The organism is Pseudomonas sp. Irchel s3h17 (assembly GCF_900187505.1).
Taxonomy (GTDB): domain Bacteria; phylum Pseudomonadota; class Gammaproteobacteria; order Pseudomonadales; family Pseudomonadaceae; genus Aquipseudomonas.
The window spans coordinates 198,894-216,592 of sequence record NZ_FYDL01000006.1 but is presented as its reverse complement, the minus strand read 5'-3'; the positions used below and the strand labels follow the sequence as shown (position 1 = coordinate 216,592).

Genomic DNA, 17,699 nt, shown 5'->3' with positions numbered 1-17,699 from the left:
TCGTGGCGAGGGAGCTTGCTCCCGCTGGGCTGCGCAGCGGCCCTGGGAAGGCGATGGTGGTCTGTCAGAAAGACCTCGGTTACCGGTTTTGGGGCTGCTTCGCACCCCAGCGCGAGCAAGCTCGCTCGCCACGGGGCCTGCGTACGACGCCACTTCCTTGACTGAACGCTGTCGTCGTGGCGAGGGAGCTTGCTCCCGCTGGGCTGCGCAGCGGCCCTGGGAAGGCGATGGTGGTTTGTCAGAAAGACCTCGGTTACCGGTCTTGGGGCTGCTTCGCACCCCAGCGCGAGCAAGCTCGCTTGCCACGGGGTAGGGGTTGGATAACCGCCACCGATAACCGGGGGCGGTGGTTTGGTTCGGCTGGGTCAGTGGCCGGACTCCGTGAGGGAGATGCCGGGCTCCTCTTCATCCCGTCGATGGGCCCAGTGATACAACGCTGGCAGTATCAGCAACGTCAGGGCCGTGGAAGACAGGATGCCGCCGATCACCACGGTCGCCAGCGGCCGCTGCACTTCGGCGCCGGTGCCGGTGGCCAGTGCCATGGGGATGAAGCCCAGGGATGCGACCAGGGCGGTCATCAGCACCGGCCGCAGGCGGGTCAGGGCGCCTTCGTTGACTGCCACGCTGAGTGAGCGTCCTTCCTCGCGCAGGTTGCGGATGAAGGCGATCATCACCAGCCCGTTGAGCACCGCCACCCCCGACAGCGCAATGAAGCCGACGCCGGCCGAGATCGACAGCGGGATATCCCGCAGCCACAGCGCCATCACGCCGCCGGTCAGGGCGAACGGGATCCCGGTGAACACCAGCAGGCCGTCCTTGAGGTTGTTGAACATCATGAACAACAGGGCGAACACCAGCAGCAAGGCCACGGGTACCACGACCTGCAGGCGCTTGGCCGCCGATTGCAGTTGTTCGAACTGTCCACCCCAACTGATCCAGTAGCCGGCGGGGATGGCCACGTCCTGCTCGATCTGCACGCCGGCCTGCTGGACAAAGGAGCCGATGTCACGCCCGCGCACGTTGGCGCTGACGATCACCAGGCGCTTGCCGTTTTCGCGACTGACCTGGTTCGGCCCCGGCGCCAGGTCGAGGCTGGCGACTTCCGACAGGGCAATGAAACCGATCTGGTCGGCGCTGCCATTGAGCAAGGCCGGCACCGGAATCAACAGCTTCGACAGGCCCTCGACGTCCTGGCGCATGGCGTCGGAAAGACGCACCACCATGTCGAAGCGGCGGTCACCTTCATACAGGGTGCCGGCCGACCGCCCGCCCACGGCGACGGCGATGGTGTCCTGCACATCGCCGACGTTCAGCCCGTAGCGCGCGGCCTTGTCGCGGTCGATGTCGATGGTCAGCACCGGCAGGCCCGTGGTCTGTTCCACCTTGACCTCGGAGGCACCCTCGACCTTCTGCATCGATGCCGCGATTTTCGCCGCGGTGCTGTTCAGCACGGCCATGTCGTCGCCAAAGACTTTCACCGCCACGTCGCTGCGCACCCCGGAAATCAACTCGTTGAAACGCAGCTGGATCGGCTGCGACAGTTCATAGTTGCTCCCCGGCAGTTGCTCGATCACTTGCTGGATGTCGGCAATCAACGCCTCGCGGGACTTGCTCGGGTCAGGCCACTGGTCTTTCGGCTTGAGCATCACGTAACTGTCGGAGATGTTCGGCGGCATCGGGTCCGAGGCAATCTCGGCGGTGCCGGTGCGGGCGAACATGCGTTGAACCTCGGGGACTTTTTCCAGTACCCGTTGCTCAAGGCGCTGCTGCATGTCCACCGATTGCGTCAGGCTGGTGCCCGGCACTCGCATGGCCTGCAGGGCGAAGTCGCCTTCGCTGAGGCTGGGCACAAACTCGCTGCCCATGCGGCTGGCGACCACACCGCAGACAGCGATCACCCCGAGGGCCAGGGCAAACGCCAGCGCGCGGTGGCGCATGACCCAGTCCAGTGCCGGCGCATAGGCCCGCCGCGCACCGCGCATCACCAGGTTTTCCTCTTCCTTGACCTTGCCAGTGACGAACATCGCGATAGCGGCCGGCACGAAGGTCACCGACAGCAGCATGGCGCCCAGCAGGGCGATCACCACGGTGAACGCCATCGGGTGGAACATTTTGCCCTCGACCCCGGTGAGGGCAAAGATCGGCAGGTACACCACCATGATGATCAACTGGCCGTAGATCAACGGCCGACGGGCTTCCCTGGCCGCGGCGAACACTTCATGCATGCGCTCGGAGCGGCTGAGCAGGCGGCCGTGGTGTTGCTGGGCATGGGCCAGGCGGCGGATGGCGTTTTCGACGATCACCACGGCGCCGTCGACAATGATGCCGAAGTCCAGTGCGCCAAGGCTCATCAGGTTGGCACTGACCTTGTTGGTGAACATGCCGGTGAAGGTGAAGAGCATGGCCAGTGGGATCACCATGGCGGTGATCAGTGCCGCGCGGATGTTGCCCAGGAACAGGAACAGCACGGCGATCACCAGGATCGCGCCCTCGATGAGGTTTTTCTTCACCGTGGCGATGGCCTTGTCCACCAGCGTGGTGCGGTCGTAGACGGTGACCGCGACCACGCCCTTGGGCAGCGTGCGGTTGATCTGTTGCAGCTTGTCGGCCACGGCCTGGGAGACGCTGCGGCTGTTTTCGCCGATCAGCATGAACACCGTGCCCAGCACCACTTCACGGCCGTTCTCGGTGGCGGCGCCGGTGCGCAGTTCGCGGCCGATGTCGACGTTGGCGACGTTGCGGATCCGGATCGGCGTGCCGTCGACGTTGGCCATCACGATATTGGCGATGTCCTCGATGCTCGCCACCTGGCCGGGCGCGCGAATCAGCAGTTGCTCGCCACTGCGCTCGATGTAACCGGCGCCGACGTTGGCGTTGTTGCGTTCCAGCGCGGTCACCAGGTCGGTGAGGGTCAGCTTATAGGCAGCCAGGCGCTTGGGGTCCGGCGCGATCTGGTACTCCTTGGCGAAACCGCCGATGGTGTTGATCTCGGCGACCCCGGGAACGTTGCGCAGTTGCGGCTTGATGATCCAGTCCTGGATCACCCGCAGGTCGGTGGGCGTGTACGCGGTGCCGTCCTCCTTGAGCGCGCCGTCCTCGGCTTCCACCGTCCACAGGAAAATCTCCCCCAGGCCGGTGGAGATCGGTCCCATCATCGGGTCCGCGCCGTCGGGCAGGTGCTCCCTGGCCACCTGCAGCCGTTCGTTGACCAGTTGCCGGGCGAAGAACAGGTCCGTGCCTTCCTTGAAAATCACCGTGACTTGCGAAAGCCCGGAGCGCGACAGCGAGCGCGTTTGCTCCAGGGCCGGCAAGCCGGCCATCGCGGTCTCGATGGGGAAGGTGATGCGCTGTTCGGTTTCCAGCGGTGAAAAGCCAGCGGCCGTGGTGTTGATCTGTACCTGGACGTTGGTGATGTCCGGTACCGCGTCGATCGGCAGTTTCTGGTAGCTGGCGATACCCAGGCCAGCCATGAGCAGCACCGCGAGCAGCACAATAATGCGCTGCTCGATGGCGAATTGGATCAGGCGTTCGAACATAGTGACCTTCTTGTGCCAGTGGTGGATCAGTGAGCGTGCTCGGCCGAGGCCTTGCCCAGTTCTGACTTGAGGACGAAGCTGCCGGTCGTGGCGACGAGCACCCCGGCCTCCAGTCCCTGGGTGATTTCAACCTGGCCGGCGGCGCGACTGCCGAGCACCACCGGTTGCGCCTTGAAGCCGTCATCCGTGCGCACGAACACCGTGGGTTGCTCCTCGACGGTCTGGATCGCGGCTTCCGGTACCGCGACCCTGGCCTGGCGGGTGTCGGTGCTCACCCGGACGTTGACGAACAGCCCCGGCCGCCAGGCGCCCTGGGGGTTTTCCAGGGTGACGCGGACCGTGGCGGTGCGGGTTTGCTCCCCCAGCAAGCTGCCGACGTACGACACGGTGCCGGTCACTTCGGCCTTCAGTTCCGGGGCGTTGACCGTCACCGACTTGCCCACCAGCACGCTGTTCAAATCCTTGGGCGACACGCCAAAGGTCACCCAGACCCGCGACAGGTCGGAGAGGGTCAACACGCTGGTGGTGTCGTTGACCACTTCGCCGAGGGTCAGGTGTTTTTCCACCACCACGCCATCGAACGGCGCCCGCAGCTCATAACGGTTGCCGCCCTGGGCGGTGGTGCTGCCGCTCAGGGCGCTGATTTTCTGCCGGGCGTTGTTCAGGGCGATTTCTGCTTCTTGCAGGGCCTGGCGCGCCAGCAGGACGTCCTGCTCGGCGGAGATCCTGTCCTGCCACAACTGGCGTTCACGCTCATAGGTGGTACGCGCCAGTTCCACGCGCCGCTGGGCCGCGGCCTGTTCACTGCGCTGCTCGGAGACCTGCTGGCTGGCGATCACCGCCAGCAGCTGGCCTTTTTTCACCGACTGCCCGAGGTTGACCAGCACTTGCTCGACCACGCCGGTGGCGCGGGGCACCACGTGCGCGGTGCGGTCTTCGTCGAAACGGATTTCGCCGGGAAAGGGCAATGCCAGGCCGATGGCCTGCGCCCGGGTTTCGGCCAACTGGATGCCGGCCGCCTTGATCTGTTCATCGCTGAGCGCCAGGTGACCTTCGCCCTCGGGCTCCTCCTCATCGTGGGTGTCGGCGCCGGCGGGCTCTGCAGCGCCCTGGTCGGCCTGGGCCTGCTCGTTGGTGGCGGAGGGCTGAGCCTTGCCCATCAGCAATGAGCCCAGGCCGACGCCGGCCATCAGGGTCAACGCGATGGCCAGGAATATTTTTTTGTCCATGCAAACTCCTTGCACCCTGGCGCCAAGCGGGCCATGGCTCGACTGCGCGGGTGAGAAAAAACGTCGGTTGAAAAGGATTCAGGGGGTGAGGGCGCGGGTATCGCCGTAAATGCGTTCTATGCGTACCCAGGCGTCGGTGGAATCGGCCATGGCCTGGATGTACTGGCTACGCGCTCTGATCAGCGTGCGCTGGGCGTCGAGTACATCGAGGAAGTTGAACTTGCCCATTTCAAAGCCACGGGTGGCGGTGTCGACGGCGCTTTGCGCGGCCGGCAGGATCACCTGGTTGAAGGCTTTCACTTCGGTGCTGGCGGTGGCCCATTGGTCAAGGCTGGACTGGATTTCGCTGCGCAGGCGCAGCTCGGCGGCGTTGCGCAGGTCCTGCGCCTGGTCGGCCCGGCGGGCGGCGGCCAGGACGTTGCCCTGGTTGCGGTCGAACAAGGGAATGGGCATCGACAGGCCGACGACATTGACCCGCTCGCGGTCGGTTTCGCTGTACTGGCTACCCACGCTCACCGTCAGGTTAGGAATGCGCCGGGCTCTTTCCAGGTCCAACGCGGCTTCTTTCTCAGTGATTTTCAACCGCGCCAGACGCATCTCGGCAGTCTCGGCGAGGCGACCCAGCAACAGCGGGGAAGGCGGAATGGCGGGCGGCGGGGTGGCCGGGGCCTCGACGCGGGAAAAACCGGCCTGTGGCGCCCCCGTGACTTGCGCCAGTTGCTGAAAGGCGTTGGCCTGGTCCCGTTCGGCACGCCGCAGTTCAAGACGCACCTCTGACAATTGCACCTGCGCGCGAGTCGCTTCGACGGGCGACGATTTGCCCGCGTTGATTTGCCCTTGGGCAACACTCAAGCCACGCTCGGCCAATTGCAGGGATTGTTGCGTCAGTTGCAGGCGTTGCTGTGCGGTGAACGAGCCATAGAAGGCGGCGATCACATCGGCTCGCAACCCGTTGCGTTTGCGCTCCAGGTCGACATTGACCGCATCCTGCGCGCGGCTGGCGACTTCGATTCGGGCGCCGCGTTTGCCGCCCAGTTCCAGGGGCTGGCTGAGCATCATCGTGGTGGTGCGGGATTCGCGCCGGGTGTCCTCGGCTTCCCAGGACAGTTCCGGGTTGGGGATCATCCCGGCCTGTTGGCGTTCACCTTGGGCGATACCCACGTCCCATTGCGCGGCCGCCAGCTCCGGGTTGTTGGCGAAGGCGCTGTCGAGGGCCTGGTCCAGGGTCAGCGTCGGTCCCTGCGCAACGGCAGGCAACGAAGTACCAAGGAGCATCGCGGTGATGAGCAGGACACCGGGAAGGGCTATTAATTTGCTGATCCTGGGGGGGTGGATGACCGCACTGTACCCATGCACTTTAGTCTTTCCTTCAAAGTGGAAATTGATTGGCGTGACTGTAGTAGTCCGCACTTATCAGCAAGGTGACTGGATAATTACAAATACGTTATCCGCGGTTTGGCGGTCATTTTTTACATTAGGATATGAAGTGTCAGGCGAGGGTGTTTGTAGGATATGCAACATGACGAAACAAAAGCTCTAGGCTTATCTGCTGAAGTGCTCTTGCCAGGTTGTTTTATTCATGAGGGCACCGGTCCGTTTCGACAGTGCGCTGCGGCATTTCGTCGCGAAGAGCGATTTGCCGCTATCAAGCACGGGGCTTTGCGTTGACCCTGAAGTCACTTCAGGCTTTACCGTGGCAGGCCTGTTATGTAGGAAATCTACCCGCTATGTCGTCGTGAAAATCGTTGTTATTCGATCAGAAAGTTCAATGATTAACGTGTTCTAAGTTTTCTGAAGTTATCCCATCGTTACTTGTTTAAGGGTAAATATTTATGCGAATCCTTGTGGTCGAGGATGAACTAAAAACCGCCGAGTACTTGCATCAAGGCCTGAGTGAAAGTGGTTATGTCGTGGATTGTGCCTCGACCGGTCCGGATGGACTTCACCTGGCCCGGCAACAGGCCTATGACCTGGTGATACTGGACGTGAATCTGCCCGAGATCGATGGCTGGGGCGTGCTGGAGTTGATCCGCAAGAGTGGCAACACCCGGGTAATGATGTTGACCGCCAGGGGACGCCTGGCCGACAAGGTCAGGGGGCTGGACCTGGGGGCGGATGACTATCTGGTCAAGCCATTCGAGTTTCCCGAGTTGCTGGCCCGGGTGCGTACCTTGCTGCGCCGCAGCGAGCAGATGCCGGTGTCACAGGTGCTGAAGGTGGCGGACCTCGAACTGGATCAGGGCCGGCACCGGGCCTATCGCGGCGAACAACGCATCGACCTGACCACCAAGGAGTTCGCGTTGCTGCACCTGTTGATGCGCCAGTCCGGTGAAGTGCTGTCGCGCACCCAGATCATCTCCCTGGTGTGGGACATGAACTTTGATTGCGACACCAACGTGGTCGAAGTCTCGATCCGGCGCTTGCGGGCAAAAATCGACGACCCGTTCGACAGCAAGCTGATTCACACCTTGCGCGGCGTCGGCTATGTGTTGGAGGCGAGGGAATGAAGCCGGCCAGCCTGTCGATGCGGTTGGGGCTGACGGTGAGCGTCCTGGGTGCGGTGCTGGTAGTGTTGCTGGCGGTGCTGGCGTTCCTGGCGCTGACCCATGAGCTCGACTCGATGGCGAAAAACAGCCTCGAGAAAAAGATGCAGCAACTCGAGCACAGTCTGTCGATGGGCTTGACCGCCGGCGATATCGCGCTCAAGCCGCACTCGCTGCTGGACCAGGTGATGGGCCATGACAACCTGAACCTGACGATCCTCGACAAGAACAACCCGACCACGCCGTTGCTCAGTGTCGGCAGCGAACCGCCAGCGTCGGCACTCGCCCGGCGCAAAGCCGCCACTGCGAGCCTGGACCGGGTCTCGTATTTCAGCCGCTCGGACGGTGAGGGCCGGCACTTCCTCACCGCGACCCAACTGGTGGCGTTGAAAAATGGCGACTCGGTGCCGGTGCTGTTGTCGATCGATCGCTCCAATGACGAAGCACTGCTCAGTGCTTACTTGAGTTCGACCCTGATTGCCTTGCCGTTGCTGCTGATCCTGATCGGCCTCAGTGCGTGGGCGATTGTCCAGCGGGGTCTTGCGCCCCTGCGCGAGTTTCGCAAGGTGGCGGCGATGATCTGCGCCCAGGACCTGAGCCATCGCCTGTCCGAGGTCAACATGCCCCAGGAGCTCAGCGAGCTGGCCCATGGCATCAACTTCATGCTGCACCGGCTCGACAGCGGCGTGCAGCAGTTGTCGCAGTTCTCCGATGACCTGGCCCACGAACTGCGTACGCCGATCACCAACCTGATGGGCAAGGCCCAGGTGACGCTGTCGCGCGAGCGGCCGAGCACCGAGTACAAGACCGTACTGGAGTCGTGTACGGAGGAGTTGGGGCGGGTCAACCGGATCGTCTCCGACATGCTGTTCCTGGCCCAGGTCAGCCATCCGGCGGCACTGGTGCCGTTTGAACGGATTACGCTGGAAGACGAAGCGCGGAAGGTCGTGGACCTGTTTTCCCTGACGGCCGAAGAAAAACGCATCAGCCTGCGAGTCTCGGGCGCCGGGTATACCCTGGGTGATCGGCTGATGATCCAGCGCGCGATGTCCAACCTGTTGTCCAATGCCATCCGCCACTGCCCGGCGGGCAACGAGGTGTCCATCGTCATCGAGTCCCATACCGAGCAGGTCTCGGTGCTGGTGGGCAACCCCGGCGCCGGCATTGCGGCGCAGCATTTGCCGCACCTGTTCGAGCGTTTTTACCGGGTCGAACACAGCCGCTCGCGCACTGAAGGCGGCACTGGCCTGGGGCTGGCGATCGTGCGCTCGATCATGAGCCTGCACCAGGGCCTGGCCCAGGTGCAGAGCCTGCCGGGGAGTGTGACGGTGTTTCGGTTGGTGTTTCCCAACGGCCATCGATAGGGCCGGCGCCCGGCGCTAGAACCGCAACGTCAGCCCTGTCGTCAGCCACTGATCGCGGTCCTGGGTCAGGTCGCGTCCGACCACTAAATCCAGATCCAGGCGTTCGCCAATGTGCAACCGCGGACCCGCCTGCCACGCCTGTTGGCCGCCCCTCTGGCCGAAGCGCTCGGCGATCAGGGTCAGGGCGTCGGCCAGGTCGTATTCCACACCCGTGCCCCAGGTCCAGCGGTGGTTCTGTTCACCTTCGTCATAGGCATGGGCCCAACCGGCGTTGAGGTTCAGGCGCAGGGCCTGGATCGGCGTGTAGGTCAGGGGCAGGCTCAAGTCGGCACCGTCGAAGGCGTGCGCCCGGTGAATGGCCACGTGGGCGTTGGCGGCCAGGGCCAGTTGCAGGCCGAGGTCTTCGCGGTTGAGCAATTGTGCCTTGAGTTGCGGGCTGACTTGGGTTTCGCCGTCCCCGTCGTCACGGCCGTGCTCGATGGCGGCGCCGAGTTGAATCCCGGGAAGCCCCTTGAAGGTACAGGCCTGGGACAGCACCAGGTTGTTGGCAGAATGATTGTGTCGGCCGCTCTGATGCCACAGGTCGACGTTGCATTCGCCGGGGGCATTGATGGCACCGTCGTCGACCACGTAGGCACCGCCGGCGGCGTTGGCCCTGGAGGTCAGTGACAGGCCGGCAATGGCCGTCAGGGTCATGCCGACGAACATCAGGTTGCGCCGCAGCATGCGGCGCTTGGCTGGCGGCAGGTCGTGGGTGAATGAGTGAGTACGGCGGTGGGAAGGGTGCTTTGGCATGTTGACCTCTGCGTGATGCATTCGAGGAGGGAGGCAGTGCGCGGGCGCGCGGGTGCCTCCTTGATTCAGGGAGTGAACGGGGATTAAGTCCGTTCGTTGATCGACAGGGTCTGAATGCTGGCCGCGTTGGCCTGGGCCAGCAGGGCCTGGGTGTCTTCGCCGCCGGGCAAGGCGATGACGATGTCCGGTCGGCTGTCGTTGAGCATGAAGGTGTTGCGCAGGCGTTCGGCCTGCTTGCCGTGCAACTGCCAGTTGGGGGGATAGCGCACGATGTCGACGCCCTGTTCCCGGGCCCAGTCTTCGACCTCGCCGCCCAGCAGCGGATGGCCGCCGTGAATCAGCACGCTGATCTTGTGCAGGCGCTGGTAGGCGTTGAGCACCTGGCGGCAGGTTTGGCGATCGGCGTAGTGGCGCCCGGCGCACATCAGCACACGCATGGTGCTTGATCCTGTTTCATGTGGTTGCTCCATGAAAGTGCCCTGGGTCATGGGCCGTGAGGCGGCCCATGACCCATCGGTGGTGGGGTTCAGGCACTCAGTACCATTGCTTGAAACGGCGGATGTACAGGGTCTTCATCAACTGCGCGACCACGCAGTAGCTGAGCAGGGTGCCCACCAGCCATGGGAAGTACGACCACGGCAGCGGTTGCAGGCCAACCAGGGTGCCCAGCGGCGAGAACGGAATGTAGATGCCCAGCACCATCACCAGCCCGGTCATCAGGATCACCGGCAACGCGGCGGTGCTCTGGAAGAACGGGATCTTTTGCGTGCGCAGCATGTGCACCACCAGGGTTTGCGAGAGCAACCCTTCGATGAACCAGCCGGACTGGAACAGGGTCTGCATTTCCACGCTGTTGGCGGCGAACACGTACCACATCAAGGCAAAGGTGGTGATGTCGAAGATCGACGAGGTCGGCCCGATCCACAGCATGAAGCGCCCGATGTTCTTGGCGTCCCACTTGCGCGGTTTGCTCAGGTACTCCTTGTCCATCTTGTCCCAGGGCAGTGCCAGCTGAGAGATGTCGTACATCAGGTTTTGCAGCAGCAGGTGGATCGCCAGCATCGGCAGGAAGGGGATGAAGGCACTGGCCACCAGCACCGAAAACACGTTGCCGAAGTTCGAGCTGGCGGTCATGTTCAGGTACTTCATGATGTTGCCGAAGGTCTCGCGGCCTTTGAGGACGCCTTCTTCGAGCACCATCAGGCTCTTTTCCAGCAGGATGATGTCCGCCGATTCCTTGGCGATGTCGGTGCCGCTGTCGACCGAGATGCCCACATCGGCGTCCCGCAGGGCCGGGGCGTCGTTGATCCCGTCGCCGAGAAAGCCCACGGTGTGGCCGTTCGATTGCAAGGCCTTGAGCACCCGGGATTTCTGCAGCGGGGTGAGCTTGGCGAATACCGTGCGTTCTTCGACCCGGCGCTTGAGGGTCGCTTCGTCCATGCGTTCGATGTCCTGCCCAAGCAGGGGCGTGCCGGGCTCCAGCCCGACTTCGCGGCAGATCTTGCAGGTCACCACGGCGTTGTCGCCGGTCAGCACCTTGACGGTCACACCCATGTCACGCAGTGCGGCAATCGCCGGCCCGGCGGTTTCCTTCGGCGGATCGAGGAAGGTCAGGAAACCACGGATCACCAGTTCCCGCTCATCGCTGGTGGTGTACTGGTGCTTGCTCTGCGCCTTGGGGATCTTGCGGGTGGCCAGCAGCAGTACGCGGAAACCGTCTTCGTTGTATTCGCACGCCTTGTTCAGCAACTCGGTGCGTCGCTGTGGGTCCAGGTGAACGACCACGCCGTCCTCCTGGATGTGGCTGGCGATGTTCAGCATCTCCTCGACCGCGCCCTTGCAGATCAACAGGTGATCGTCGCGGCTGTCCTTGACGATGATCGACAGGCGCCGGCGAATGAAGTCGAACGGCAGTTCATCGACCTTGCTGTAGGCGAACGGCGGCTGGAACTTCGGGTTGCGTTCGGCGAACTGCACCACCGCCTGATCCATCAGGTTTTTCATGCCGCTCTGGTGATGGCTGTTGAGCCAGGCCAGTTCGAGGATCGAGTCATCACGCTGTCCGTCGACGTTGATGTGATGCTCGAGGATGATCTTGTCCTGGGTCAGGGTGCCGGTCTTGTCGGTGCACAGCACGTCCATCGAACCGAAGTTCTGGATCGCATTGAGGCGCTTGACCACCACCTTGCGCTTGGCCATCGCCACCGCCCCCTTGGCCAGGTTGGCGCTGACGATCATCGGCAGCATTTCCGGGGTCAGGCCGACGGCGACCGCCAGGGCGAACATGAAGGCTTCGCTCCAGTCGCCCTTGGTGAAGCCGTTGATCAACAGCACCACCGGCACCATCACCAGCATGAAGCGGATCAGCAGCCAGCTGACGCTGTTCACTCCCCGGTCGAAGGCGGTTTGCACCCGCGAGCCGACGATGGCCTTGGCCAGCGAACCGAAGTAGGTGCGTGGGCCCGTGGCGACGACGACCGCCCGGGCGGTGCCGCTGACCACGTTGGTGCCCATGAAGCAGATGTTGGGCAAGTCCAGCAGGTTGGCCTGGTCGGCTGCCGTGGCGGAGGCAGATTTCTGGGCGACGTTGCCCAGGGTGTCGTACTTCTCGACCGGCAAGGCCTCACCGGTCAGGACCGCCTGACTGATAAACAGGTCCCGGGATTCGATCAGCCGGACATCGGCCGGGATCATGTCGCCGGCAGACAACTGGATGATGTCACCCGCTACCAGTTCACGCATCGGCACTTCGCGCAGCACCGACTTGCTGCCCACCTGCTCGCGGCGCAGCACGGTGGCGGTGGTGCGTACCATGGATTTGAGGGCTTCGGCGGATTTGCCGGAGCGGTACTCCTGCCAGAAGCGCATCAGGCCGCTGGCCAGGACCATGACCAGGACGATGATGACCCCGGTCAGGTCGGTTTCCTCGCCTGCCTGCAGGGGCAGCCAGAAGTCGGTGATGAAGCTGATGAGGGTCAGCGTCATCAGCACGTAGATGAAGGGGTTGTTGAAGGCCTTGAGTACTTGCACCAGGGCGTGGGGTGGCTTGTCGTGGGCGACCTCGTTGAAGCCTTCGCGTTGCAGCCGGCCTTCGGCGTCGAGTTCGGTCAGGCCGGCGGGGGTGGTCTTGACGTTGGCGAAGGTCACCGCCAGGCCGTTCTGTGCTTCACGGGCCGCGCGCATCGACAGCCGGGTGTCGTCGGCCGTGGCGCCCTGGGTGGTTTTCTTCGGTTTTTTTACGGTGGTCATAGCGTGTGCTCCTGCCGCTGGCTTGCGGCACGACACACCGACAACTCAGCTAATTAAAGACGAGCGAAAGTATGTCGAGCCGCCCATAAGCGATCGATTCAGGGAGTTATGTTTCTTATGCTTTAACGTTCGCTGCATGCCGGGCAACAACAGGTATGCAGCGAACCGTCTACTGGCTTCGTCCATGGTGGTATCCACTGTTTTTATGTTTAAGCAGGCAATAGAAAGTTGCCGAATTCCTGAATAAGGAAAACGCCGGTTAAAGAGTCCGTAGAACTTTCAGGTCAACTGAAAGTGTGCGCGCCAAAGTTCAGGCCGAGCACGAGGCCGACCTGCTGCAACAGATGCGCGAAGCGGCGGTTCGGTGGTTCCTGGCTTGCGTCCAGGCGCCAGCGTTGCTGGAGTTGCCCGCTCAGGGGACAGACGCGCCAATGGGCACGCAGATGATGCTGCATGCGCGAAGGAGGGGCGGAAAGGGTGGCGCGGGCCATGGCTGCTTGCGCGTGGCACCGCTTGGCGCGCATCGCGTTGGCGAAGGCGCGGACACCGGGCATTACCGTGGATGTGAAGTGCATAACATGCCTCGCGACCGGACTGGCGCCGGAGAGGCAAGTTACGGCGGAGCGTCAAGCTCTAGCGCAGCTTACCCGACCGAGGTGTCGAGTCCCGTCAATATTTGGGTTAAGTGCCCGGCTCTGCACATTCGCATCAGCCAGACAGCGTCTAGATACTGTGTCCATTGGATTCTTTTGTGAGTTGAAAAAAGGCCGGAATAACCGGCCCGCGCAATTTACGCAGGCGACTTAATGAAGTCAACCTTGGAAGTCATATTATTCAGGTATCAGACAGGTGAGAGTTGGATGGACGCAAGTAGGGGTGTTAAGAACAGTCGATATATAACGATGTTGTTCCACCCGGCGCCCATGAAAGTGCCGCTGATTATCATGGGCCTGAGTGGTTAATGCCGGTCAGTTAAGAGAAATAAAGCCGAACACGAAACCCGTGGCGAGGGAGCTTGCTCCCGCTGGGCTGCGTAGCAGCCCCAAAGCAGGGCCGCTTTGCGCCCCAGCGGGAGCAAGCTCCCTCGCCACGGGTTCTATGTTCGGCTGGTCTTTGGCTTAACTGATCGGCATTAACCTGGGTGGTTTTTTCAGTCAGTCGGCCTGGGTAGTCAGGACTCTTTACCCTTGAGCAGTGCGTAAATCGCCATGGAGTGCCCATGGCCCAGGTCGAAGTCGGATTTGAGCCATTCGATGATCTGGCCGGCCTTTACGCCCGCTTTCAATTTACCGTCTTCGGCGAAGCCCTTTTCGTTCGCCAGTTGTTTGAGGTCGGCCGGCGATTTGCCGGTCTTGGCCTGGATGTTGTCCAGATAGGCTTGGAAGGACATGAGGTGGCAGCTCCTGGATGCACAAAGGAATGGCATCAATCCTAGACGGGTTTTTCCTGATTGCAGCCATCCGGCTGGTTGGCGCGATCGGTGCGCGTCGGCAAAAAAAGCCCGCCCACTGCCATGAGTGGGCGGGCCCGTGTCCTGAATCAGTTCTTGTTCAGGTCCACATCCTTGGTTTCACGCAGGCACAGCAGGCCCACCACCAGGCTGACCCCGGTGATCAGCACCGGGTACCACAACCCGTAGAAGATATCCCCGGTGTACACCACCAAGGCGAACGAGACGGTCGGCAGGAAGCCGCCGAACCAGCCATTGCCGATGTGATAGGGCAGGGACATCGAGGTGTAGCGGATGCGGGTCGGGAACAGCTCGACCATCAGCGCCGCCAGCGGCCCGTAGCACATGGCCGAGATGATGATCAGGGCGACGATCAGGGCGACGATCATCGGTTTGTTGATCAGCTGGGTGTCGGCGGTCTGCGGATAGCCGGCCAGGGTCACGGCACCGCGCAGGGCGGCTTCGTCGTAGCCGTCGATTTTCACTTCGCCGATGCTCACCTGCACGTTGCTGCCGGCCGGCGCGGCTTCGCTGTTGTAGGGCAGGCCCTGTTTGACCAGGAAGGTCTTGACCTTGTCGCAAGGACTGTCAAAGCGTGCCTTGCCCACCGGGTCGAACTGGAAGGTGCAGGTTGCCGGGTCGGCCAGCACGGTGATCGGCGCCTGTTGGCTGGCGCGGTCGATCGCCGGGTTGGCGTAGTGGGCCAGGGTCTTGAAGATCGGGAAGTACAGCACGGTCGCCAGCAGCAGGCCGAGCATCAGGATCGGCTTGCGGCCGACCCGGTCCGACAGCCAGCCGAAGAACACGAAGAACGGCGCGCCGATCACCACGCTGACGATCAGCAAGGTATTGGCCAGGGCAGGGTCCATTTTCAGGAACTGGGTGAGGAAGAACAGCACGTAGAACTGGGCGGCATAGAAGGTCACCGCTTGCCCGGCGTTGATGCTGAACAGGGCGATCAGGACGACCTTGAGGTTTTCCCAGTTGCCGAAGGATTCGCGGATCGGTGCCTTGCAGGACTTGCCTTCCTCCTTCATCTTCAGGAACGCCGGCGACTCATGCAGGCTCAGGCGGATCCAGGTGGAAATGCCCAGCAGCACGATCGACAGCAGGAACGGAATGCGCCAGCCCCAGACTTCGAACTGGTCACCGGTGAAGTAACGGCAGCCGAGCACTACCAGCAGCGACAGCAGCAGGCCGAGGGTGGCGGTGGACTGAATCCAGCTGGTGTGGAAGCCGCGCTTGCCCATGGGCGCGTGCTCGGCGACGTAGGTCGCGGCCCCGCCGTATTCGCCACCCAATGCGAGGCCCTGGAGCATGCGCAGCAGCACCAGGATGATCGGCGCGGCAATCCCGATGCTGGCGTAGTTGGGCAACAGGCCGACACAGAAGGTCGCCACCCCCATCAGGACGATGGTCGCCAGGAAGGTGTACTTGCGCCCGATCATGTCCCCCAGGCGGCCGAACACCAGGGCGCCGAAGGGGCGCACGATGAAACCGGCGGCAAACGCCATCAGGGCGAAGATAAAGGCGGTGGTGTCGTTGACCCCGGCAAAGAACTGTTTGCTGATGACCGCCGCGAGGGCGCCATAGAGGAAGAAGTCATACCACTCGAAGACCGTCCCCAGGGACGAGGCGAAAATGACTTTCTGCGTATCCTTGCTGGTGCCGGCGCTGAGCGTTCCGGCGACAGCTTGAGCCTGTTCTGACATATCGGTTTCCCTCACAGTGTTTATTTATTGTTGTTCCACTGTCAGCGCCGGCCTTGTGGGCGGGCGCCGCTATTCCATTGGCGAGCGAGCAGGTGTTTCAAGACAGTGCGGTCAGGTGTTTGTCCGGGGCGGTGCTCCTTGTCGATGCGGCGAGAATCAGCTGCGCCGCTTTCTCGGCGATCATCAGCGTGGGTGAACAGGTGTTGCCGGAGGTGATGCGCGGCATGATCGAGGCATCGGCGATGCGCAGGCCGGGAATGCCGTGCACCCGTAGCTGGGCGTCCACCACGGCTTCGGCATCGTGGCCCATGCGGCAGGTGCCGACCGGGTGGAAGATGGTGGTGCCGATCCGCGCGGCGGCTTCATGCAGTTGCTCTTCTGTCTGCAAGGCCGCGCCCGGCAGGTATTCCACCGGCTTGAATGGCTGCAGGGCCGGTGCGGCGACAATGCGCCGGGTCAGGCGAATGGCATCGGCGGCCACCCGCAAGTCTTCGGGGTGGCTCAGGTAGTTGGGCTGGATCAACGGCGCTTGTTGCGGGTCGGCGGAGCCGATCTCCACCCGGCCACGGCTGTGCGGGCGCAGGTCGCAAACCGACGCGGTGAATGCCGGGAAGGGGTGCAAGGGCTCGCCGAAACGCTCGAGCGACAGCGGCTGGACATGGTACTCAAGGTTTGCCGAAGTCTGCTCCGGCCCGGAGCGGGCAAAGGCGCCCAGTTGGCTGGGGGCCATCGACAGTGGACCGCTGCGGTTGTACAGGTAGCGCAGGCCCATGCCCATTTTGCCCCACACGCTGCCGGCGATCTGGTTCAGGGTGCGGGCATTTTCCAATGTGTAGATCAACCGCAGTTGCAAGTGATCCTGCAGGTTGCCGCCGACGCCGTTGAGTTCATGAACGACACCGATCCCCAGGCGCTTTAGCAGGCTGGCAGGGCCGATACCGGAGCGTTGCAGGATGCTCGGCGAGCCGACGGAGCCGGCGCTGAGGATGATTTCCCGGCGGGCGCTGAATGAGGTGGCCTGGCCCTGCCAGCGGGCCATGACGGTGCTGGCCCGGCCGTTCTCCAGCAGCACACGGTCGACCTCGACGTCGGTCAGCACGGTGAGGTTGGCACGCTGGGCTATGGGTTTGAGAAAGGCCTTGGCCGCGTTCCAGCGGACCCCGGCTTTCTGGTTGACCTGAAAGTAGCCGCAGCCTTCGTTGTCGCCCTGGTTGAAGTCATCGATGTTGGCGATGCCGCTTTGTTCGGCGGCCGTGCGGAAGGCATCGAGAATCGGCCATGACAGGCGCTGGCGTTCGACCCGCCATTCCCCGGCGGCGCCATGAAAGTCCGAGTCGCCGGCAAAGTGGTTTTCGCTGCGCTTGAACAGTGGCAGTACGTCGTTCCAGCTCCAGCCGGGGTTCCCCTCGGCGGCCCAGCCATCGTAGTCGGTGGCCTGGCCACGCATGTAGATCATGCCGTTGATCGAGGAACTGCCCCCCAGCACCTTGCCCCGCGGGTAGCTCAGGCTGCGGTCCTGCAGGCCGGCTTGTGCTTGCGTCTTGTAGCACCAGTCGGTACGCGGGTTGCCGATGCAGAACAGGTAGCCCACGGGTATGTGAATCCACGGATAGTTGTCGCGCCCGCCGGCTTCGAGCAGCAACACCCGGTGCTGCGGGTTGGCGCTCAGGCGATTGGCCAGCAGGCAACCGGCCGGCCCGGCGCCGACCACGATGTAATCGTATGCATCAACGGCAGGTTGCATCCATGACCTCGCAGCTGTTGTTCTTATTGGGATCCATCCTAGTTGTTAGTTTTCGGTAAAAGAATGTTAGTTTTTGC

Annotated in this window: 12 protein-coding genes; 2 read left to right on the top strand and 10 right to left on the bottom strand. The window is 62.8% G+C overall.

The window, feature by feature from the left end:
- Positions 1 to 365 precede the first annotated feature (365 nt).
- From CKW25_RS10635 to CKW25_RS10625, 3 genes are all read right to left on the bottom strand, one after another.
- Complete coding sequence (locus CKW25_RS10635; protein WP_095079135.1) at positions 366 to 3,536, bottom strand: CusA/CzcA family heavy metal efflux RND transporter; 3,171 nt, start codon at positions 3,534 to 3,536, stop codon at positions 366 to 368.
- A 26-nt stretch (positions 3,537 to 3,562) separates the two neighbouring features.
- Positions 3,563 to 4,765, bottom strand: coding sequence for an efflux RND transporter periplasmic adaptor subunit (locus tag CKW25_RS10630; protein WP_095079134.1), 1,203 nt, complete (start codon positions 4,763 to 4,765; stop codon positions 3,563 to 3,565).
- Between the two features lie 78 nt (positions 4,766 to 4,843).
- The gene (locus CKW25_RS10625) at positions 4,844 to 6,040 is read right to left on the bottom strand and encodes a TolC family protein (protein WP_143497297.1); all 1,197 of its coding nucleotides are present in this window, start codon (positions 6,038 to 6,040) and stop codon (positions 4,844 to 4,846) included.
- A 557-nt stretch (positions 6,041 to 6,597) separates the two neighbouring features.
- On the opposite strand from CKW25_RS10625, the gene CKW25_RS10620 reads away from it, so the two are divergent.
- Both CKW25_RS10620 and CKW25_RS10615 read left to right on the top strand, forming a co-directional pair.
- The gene (locus CKW25_RS10620; protein WP_095079133.1) at positions 6,598 to 7,272 is read left to right on the top strand and encodes a heavy metal response regulator transcription factor; all 675 of its coding nucleotides are present in this window, start codon (positions 6,598 to 6,600) and stop codon (positions 7,270 to 7,272) included.
- Positions 7,269 to 8,672: a heavy metal sensor histidine kinase gene (locus CKW25_RS10615; protein ID WP_095079132.1), complete on the top strand. Its 1,404-nt coding sequence runs from the start codon at positions 7,269 to 7,271 to the stop codon at positions 8,670 to 8,672. The genes CKW25_RS10620 and CKW25_RS10615 overlap by 4 nt, the downstream gene beginning before the upstream one ends.
- Before the next feature lie 15 nt (positions 8,673 to 8,687).
- Here CKW25_RS10615 and CKW25_RS10610 read toward each other — a convergent pair whose 3' ends face one another.
- The 7 genes from CKW25_RS10610 to CKW25_RS10580 all read right to left on the bottom strand — a co-directional run bounded on the left by CKW25_RS10610 (position 8,688) and on the right by CKW25_RS10580 (position 17,622).
- Positions 8,688 to 9,467, bottom strand: a complete 780-nt coding sequence (locus CKW25_RS10610) for a hypothetical protein (protein ID WP_095079239.1) — start codon at positions 9,465 to 9,467, stop codon at positions 8,688 to 8,690.
- An 83-nt stretch (positions 9,468 to 9,550) separates the two neighbouring features.
- Complete coding sequence (locus CKW25_RS10605; RefSeq protein ID WP_095079131.1) at positions 9,551 to 9,904, bottom strand: DUF2493 domain-containing protein; 354 nt, start codon at positions 9,902 to 9,904, stop codon at positions 9,551 to 9,553.
- A gap of 97 nt (positions 9,905 to 10,001) precedes the next feature.
- Positions 10,002 to 12,716, bottom strand: a complete 2,715-nt coding sequence (gene mgtA, locus CKW25_RS10600) for a magnesium-translocating P-type ATPase (protein ID WP_095079130.1) — start codon at positions 12,714 to 12,716, stop codon at positions 10,002 to 10,004.
- 284 nt (positions 12,717 to 13,000) lie between these two features.
- Positions 13,001 to 13,291 (bottom strand): hypothetical protein, encoded by a 291-nt coding sequence (locus tag CKW25_RS10595; protein ID WP_095079129.1) that lies wholly within the window; start codon positions 13,289 to 13,291, stop codon positions 13,001 to 13,003.
- Positions 13,292 to 13,887: 596 nt separating this feature from the next.
- Positions 13,888 to 14,106, bottom strand: a complete 219-nt coding sequence (locus CKW25_RS10590) for a DUF4287 domain-containing protein (protein WP_095079128.1) — start codon at positions 14,104 to 14,106, stop codon at positions 13,888 to 13,890.
- A 149-nt stretch (positions 14,107 to 14,255) separates the two neighbouring features.
- Complete coding sequence (locus CKW25_RS10585; protein ID WP_095079127.1) at positions 14,256 to 15,878, bottom strand: MFS transporter; 1,623 nt, start codon at positions 15,876 to 15,878, stop codon at positions 14,256 to 14,258.
- Positions 15,879 to 15,975: 97 nt separating this feature from the next.
- Positions 15,976 to 17,622: a GMC family oxidoreductase gene (locus CKW25_RS10580; protein ID WP_095079126.1), complete on the bottom strand. Its 1,647-nt coding sequence runs from the start codon at positions 17,620 to 17,622 to the stop codon at positions 15,976 to 15,978.
- Positions 17,623 to 17,699 lie beyond the last annotated feature (77 nt).

Bases quoted from the DNA above. Each gene is read 5' to 3' on its own strand.
- CKW25_RS10595 (WP_095079129.1), bottom strand. From the start codon at position 13,291: ATGCACTTCACATCCACGGTAATGCCCGGTGTCCGCGCCTTCGCCAAC.
- CKW25_RS10585 (WP_095079127.1), bottom strand. From the start codon at position 15,878: ATGTCAGAACAGGCTCAAGCTGTCGCCGGAACGCTCAGCGCCGGCACC.
- CKW25_RS10580 (WP_095079126.1), bottom strand. From the start codon at position 17,622: ATGCAACCTGCCGTTGATGCATACGATTACATCGTGGTCGGCGCCGGG.
- CKW25_RS10620 (WP_095079133.1), top strand. From the start codon at position 6,598: ATGCGAATCCTTGTGGTCGAGGATGAACTAAAAACCGCCGAGTACTTG.
- CKW25_RS10615 (WP_095079132.1), top strand. From the start codon at position 7,269: ATGAAGCCGGCCAGCCTGTCGATGCGGTTGGGGCTGACGGTGAGCGTC.
- CKW25_RS10635 (WP_095079135.1), bottom strand. From the start codon at position 3,536: ATGTTCGAACGCCTGATCCAATTCGCCATCGAGCAGCGCATTATTGTG.
- CKW25_RS10625 (WP_143497297.1), bottom strand. From the start codon at position 6,040: ATGCTCCTTGGTACTTCGTTGCCTGCCGTTGCGCAGGGACCGACGCTG.
- mgtA (WP_095079130.1), bottom strand. From the start codon at position 12,716: ATGACCACCGTAAAAAAACCGAAGAAAACCACCCAGGGCGCCACGGCC.
- CKW25_RS10605 (WP_095079131.1), bottom strand. From the start codon at position 9,904: ATGCGTGTGCTGATGTGCGCCGGGCGCCACTACGCCGATCGCCAAACC.
- CKW25_RS10590 (WP_095079128.1), bottom strand. From the start codon at position 14,106: ATGTCCTTCCAAGCCTATCTGGACAACATCCAGGCCAAGACCGGCAAA.
- CKW25_RS10630 (WP_095079134.1), bottom strand. From the start codon at position 4,765: ATGGACAAAAAAATATTCCTGGCCATCGCGTTGACCCTGATGGCCGGC.
- CKW25_RS10610 (WP_095079239.1), bottom strand. From the start codon at position 9,467: ATGCCAAAGCACCCTTCCCACCGCCGTACTCACTCATTCACCCACGAC.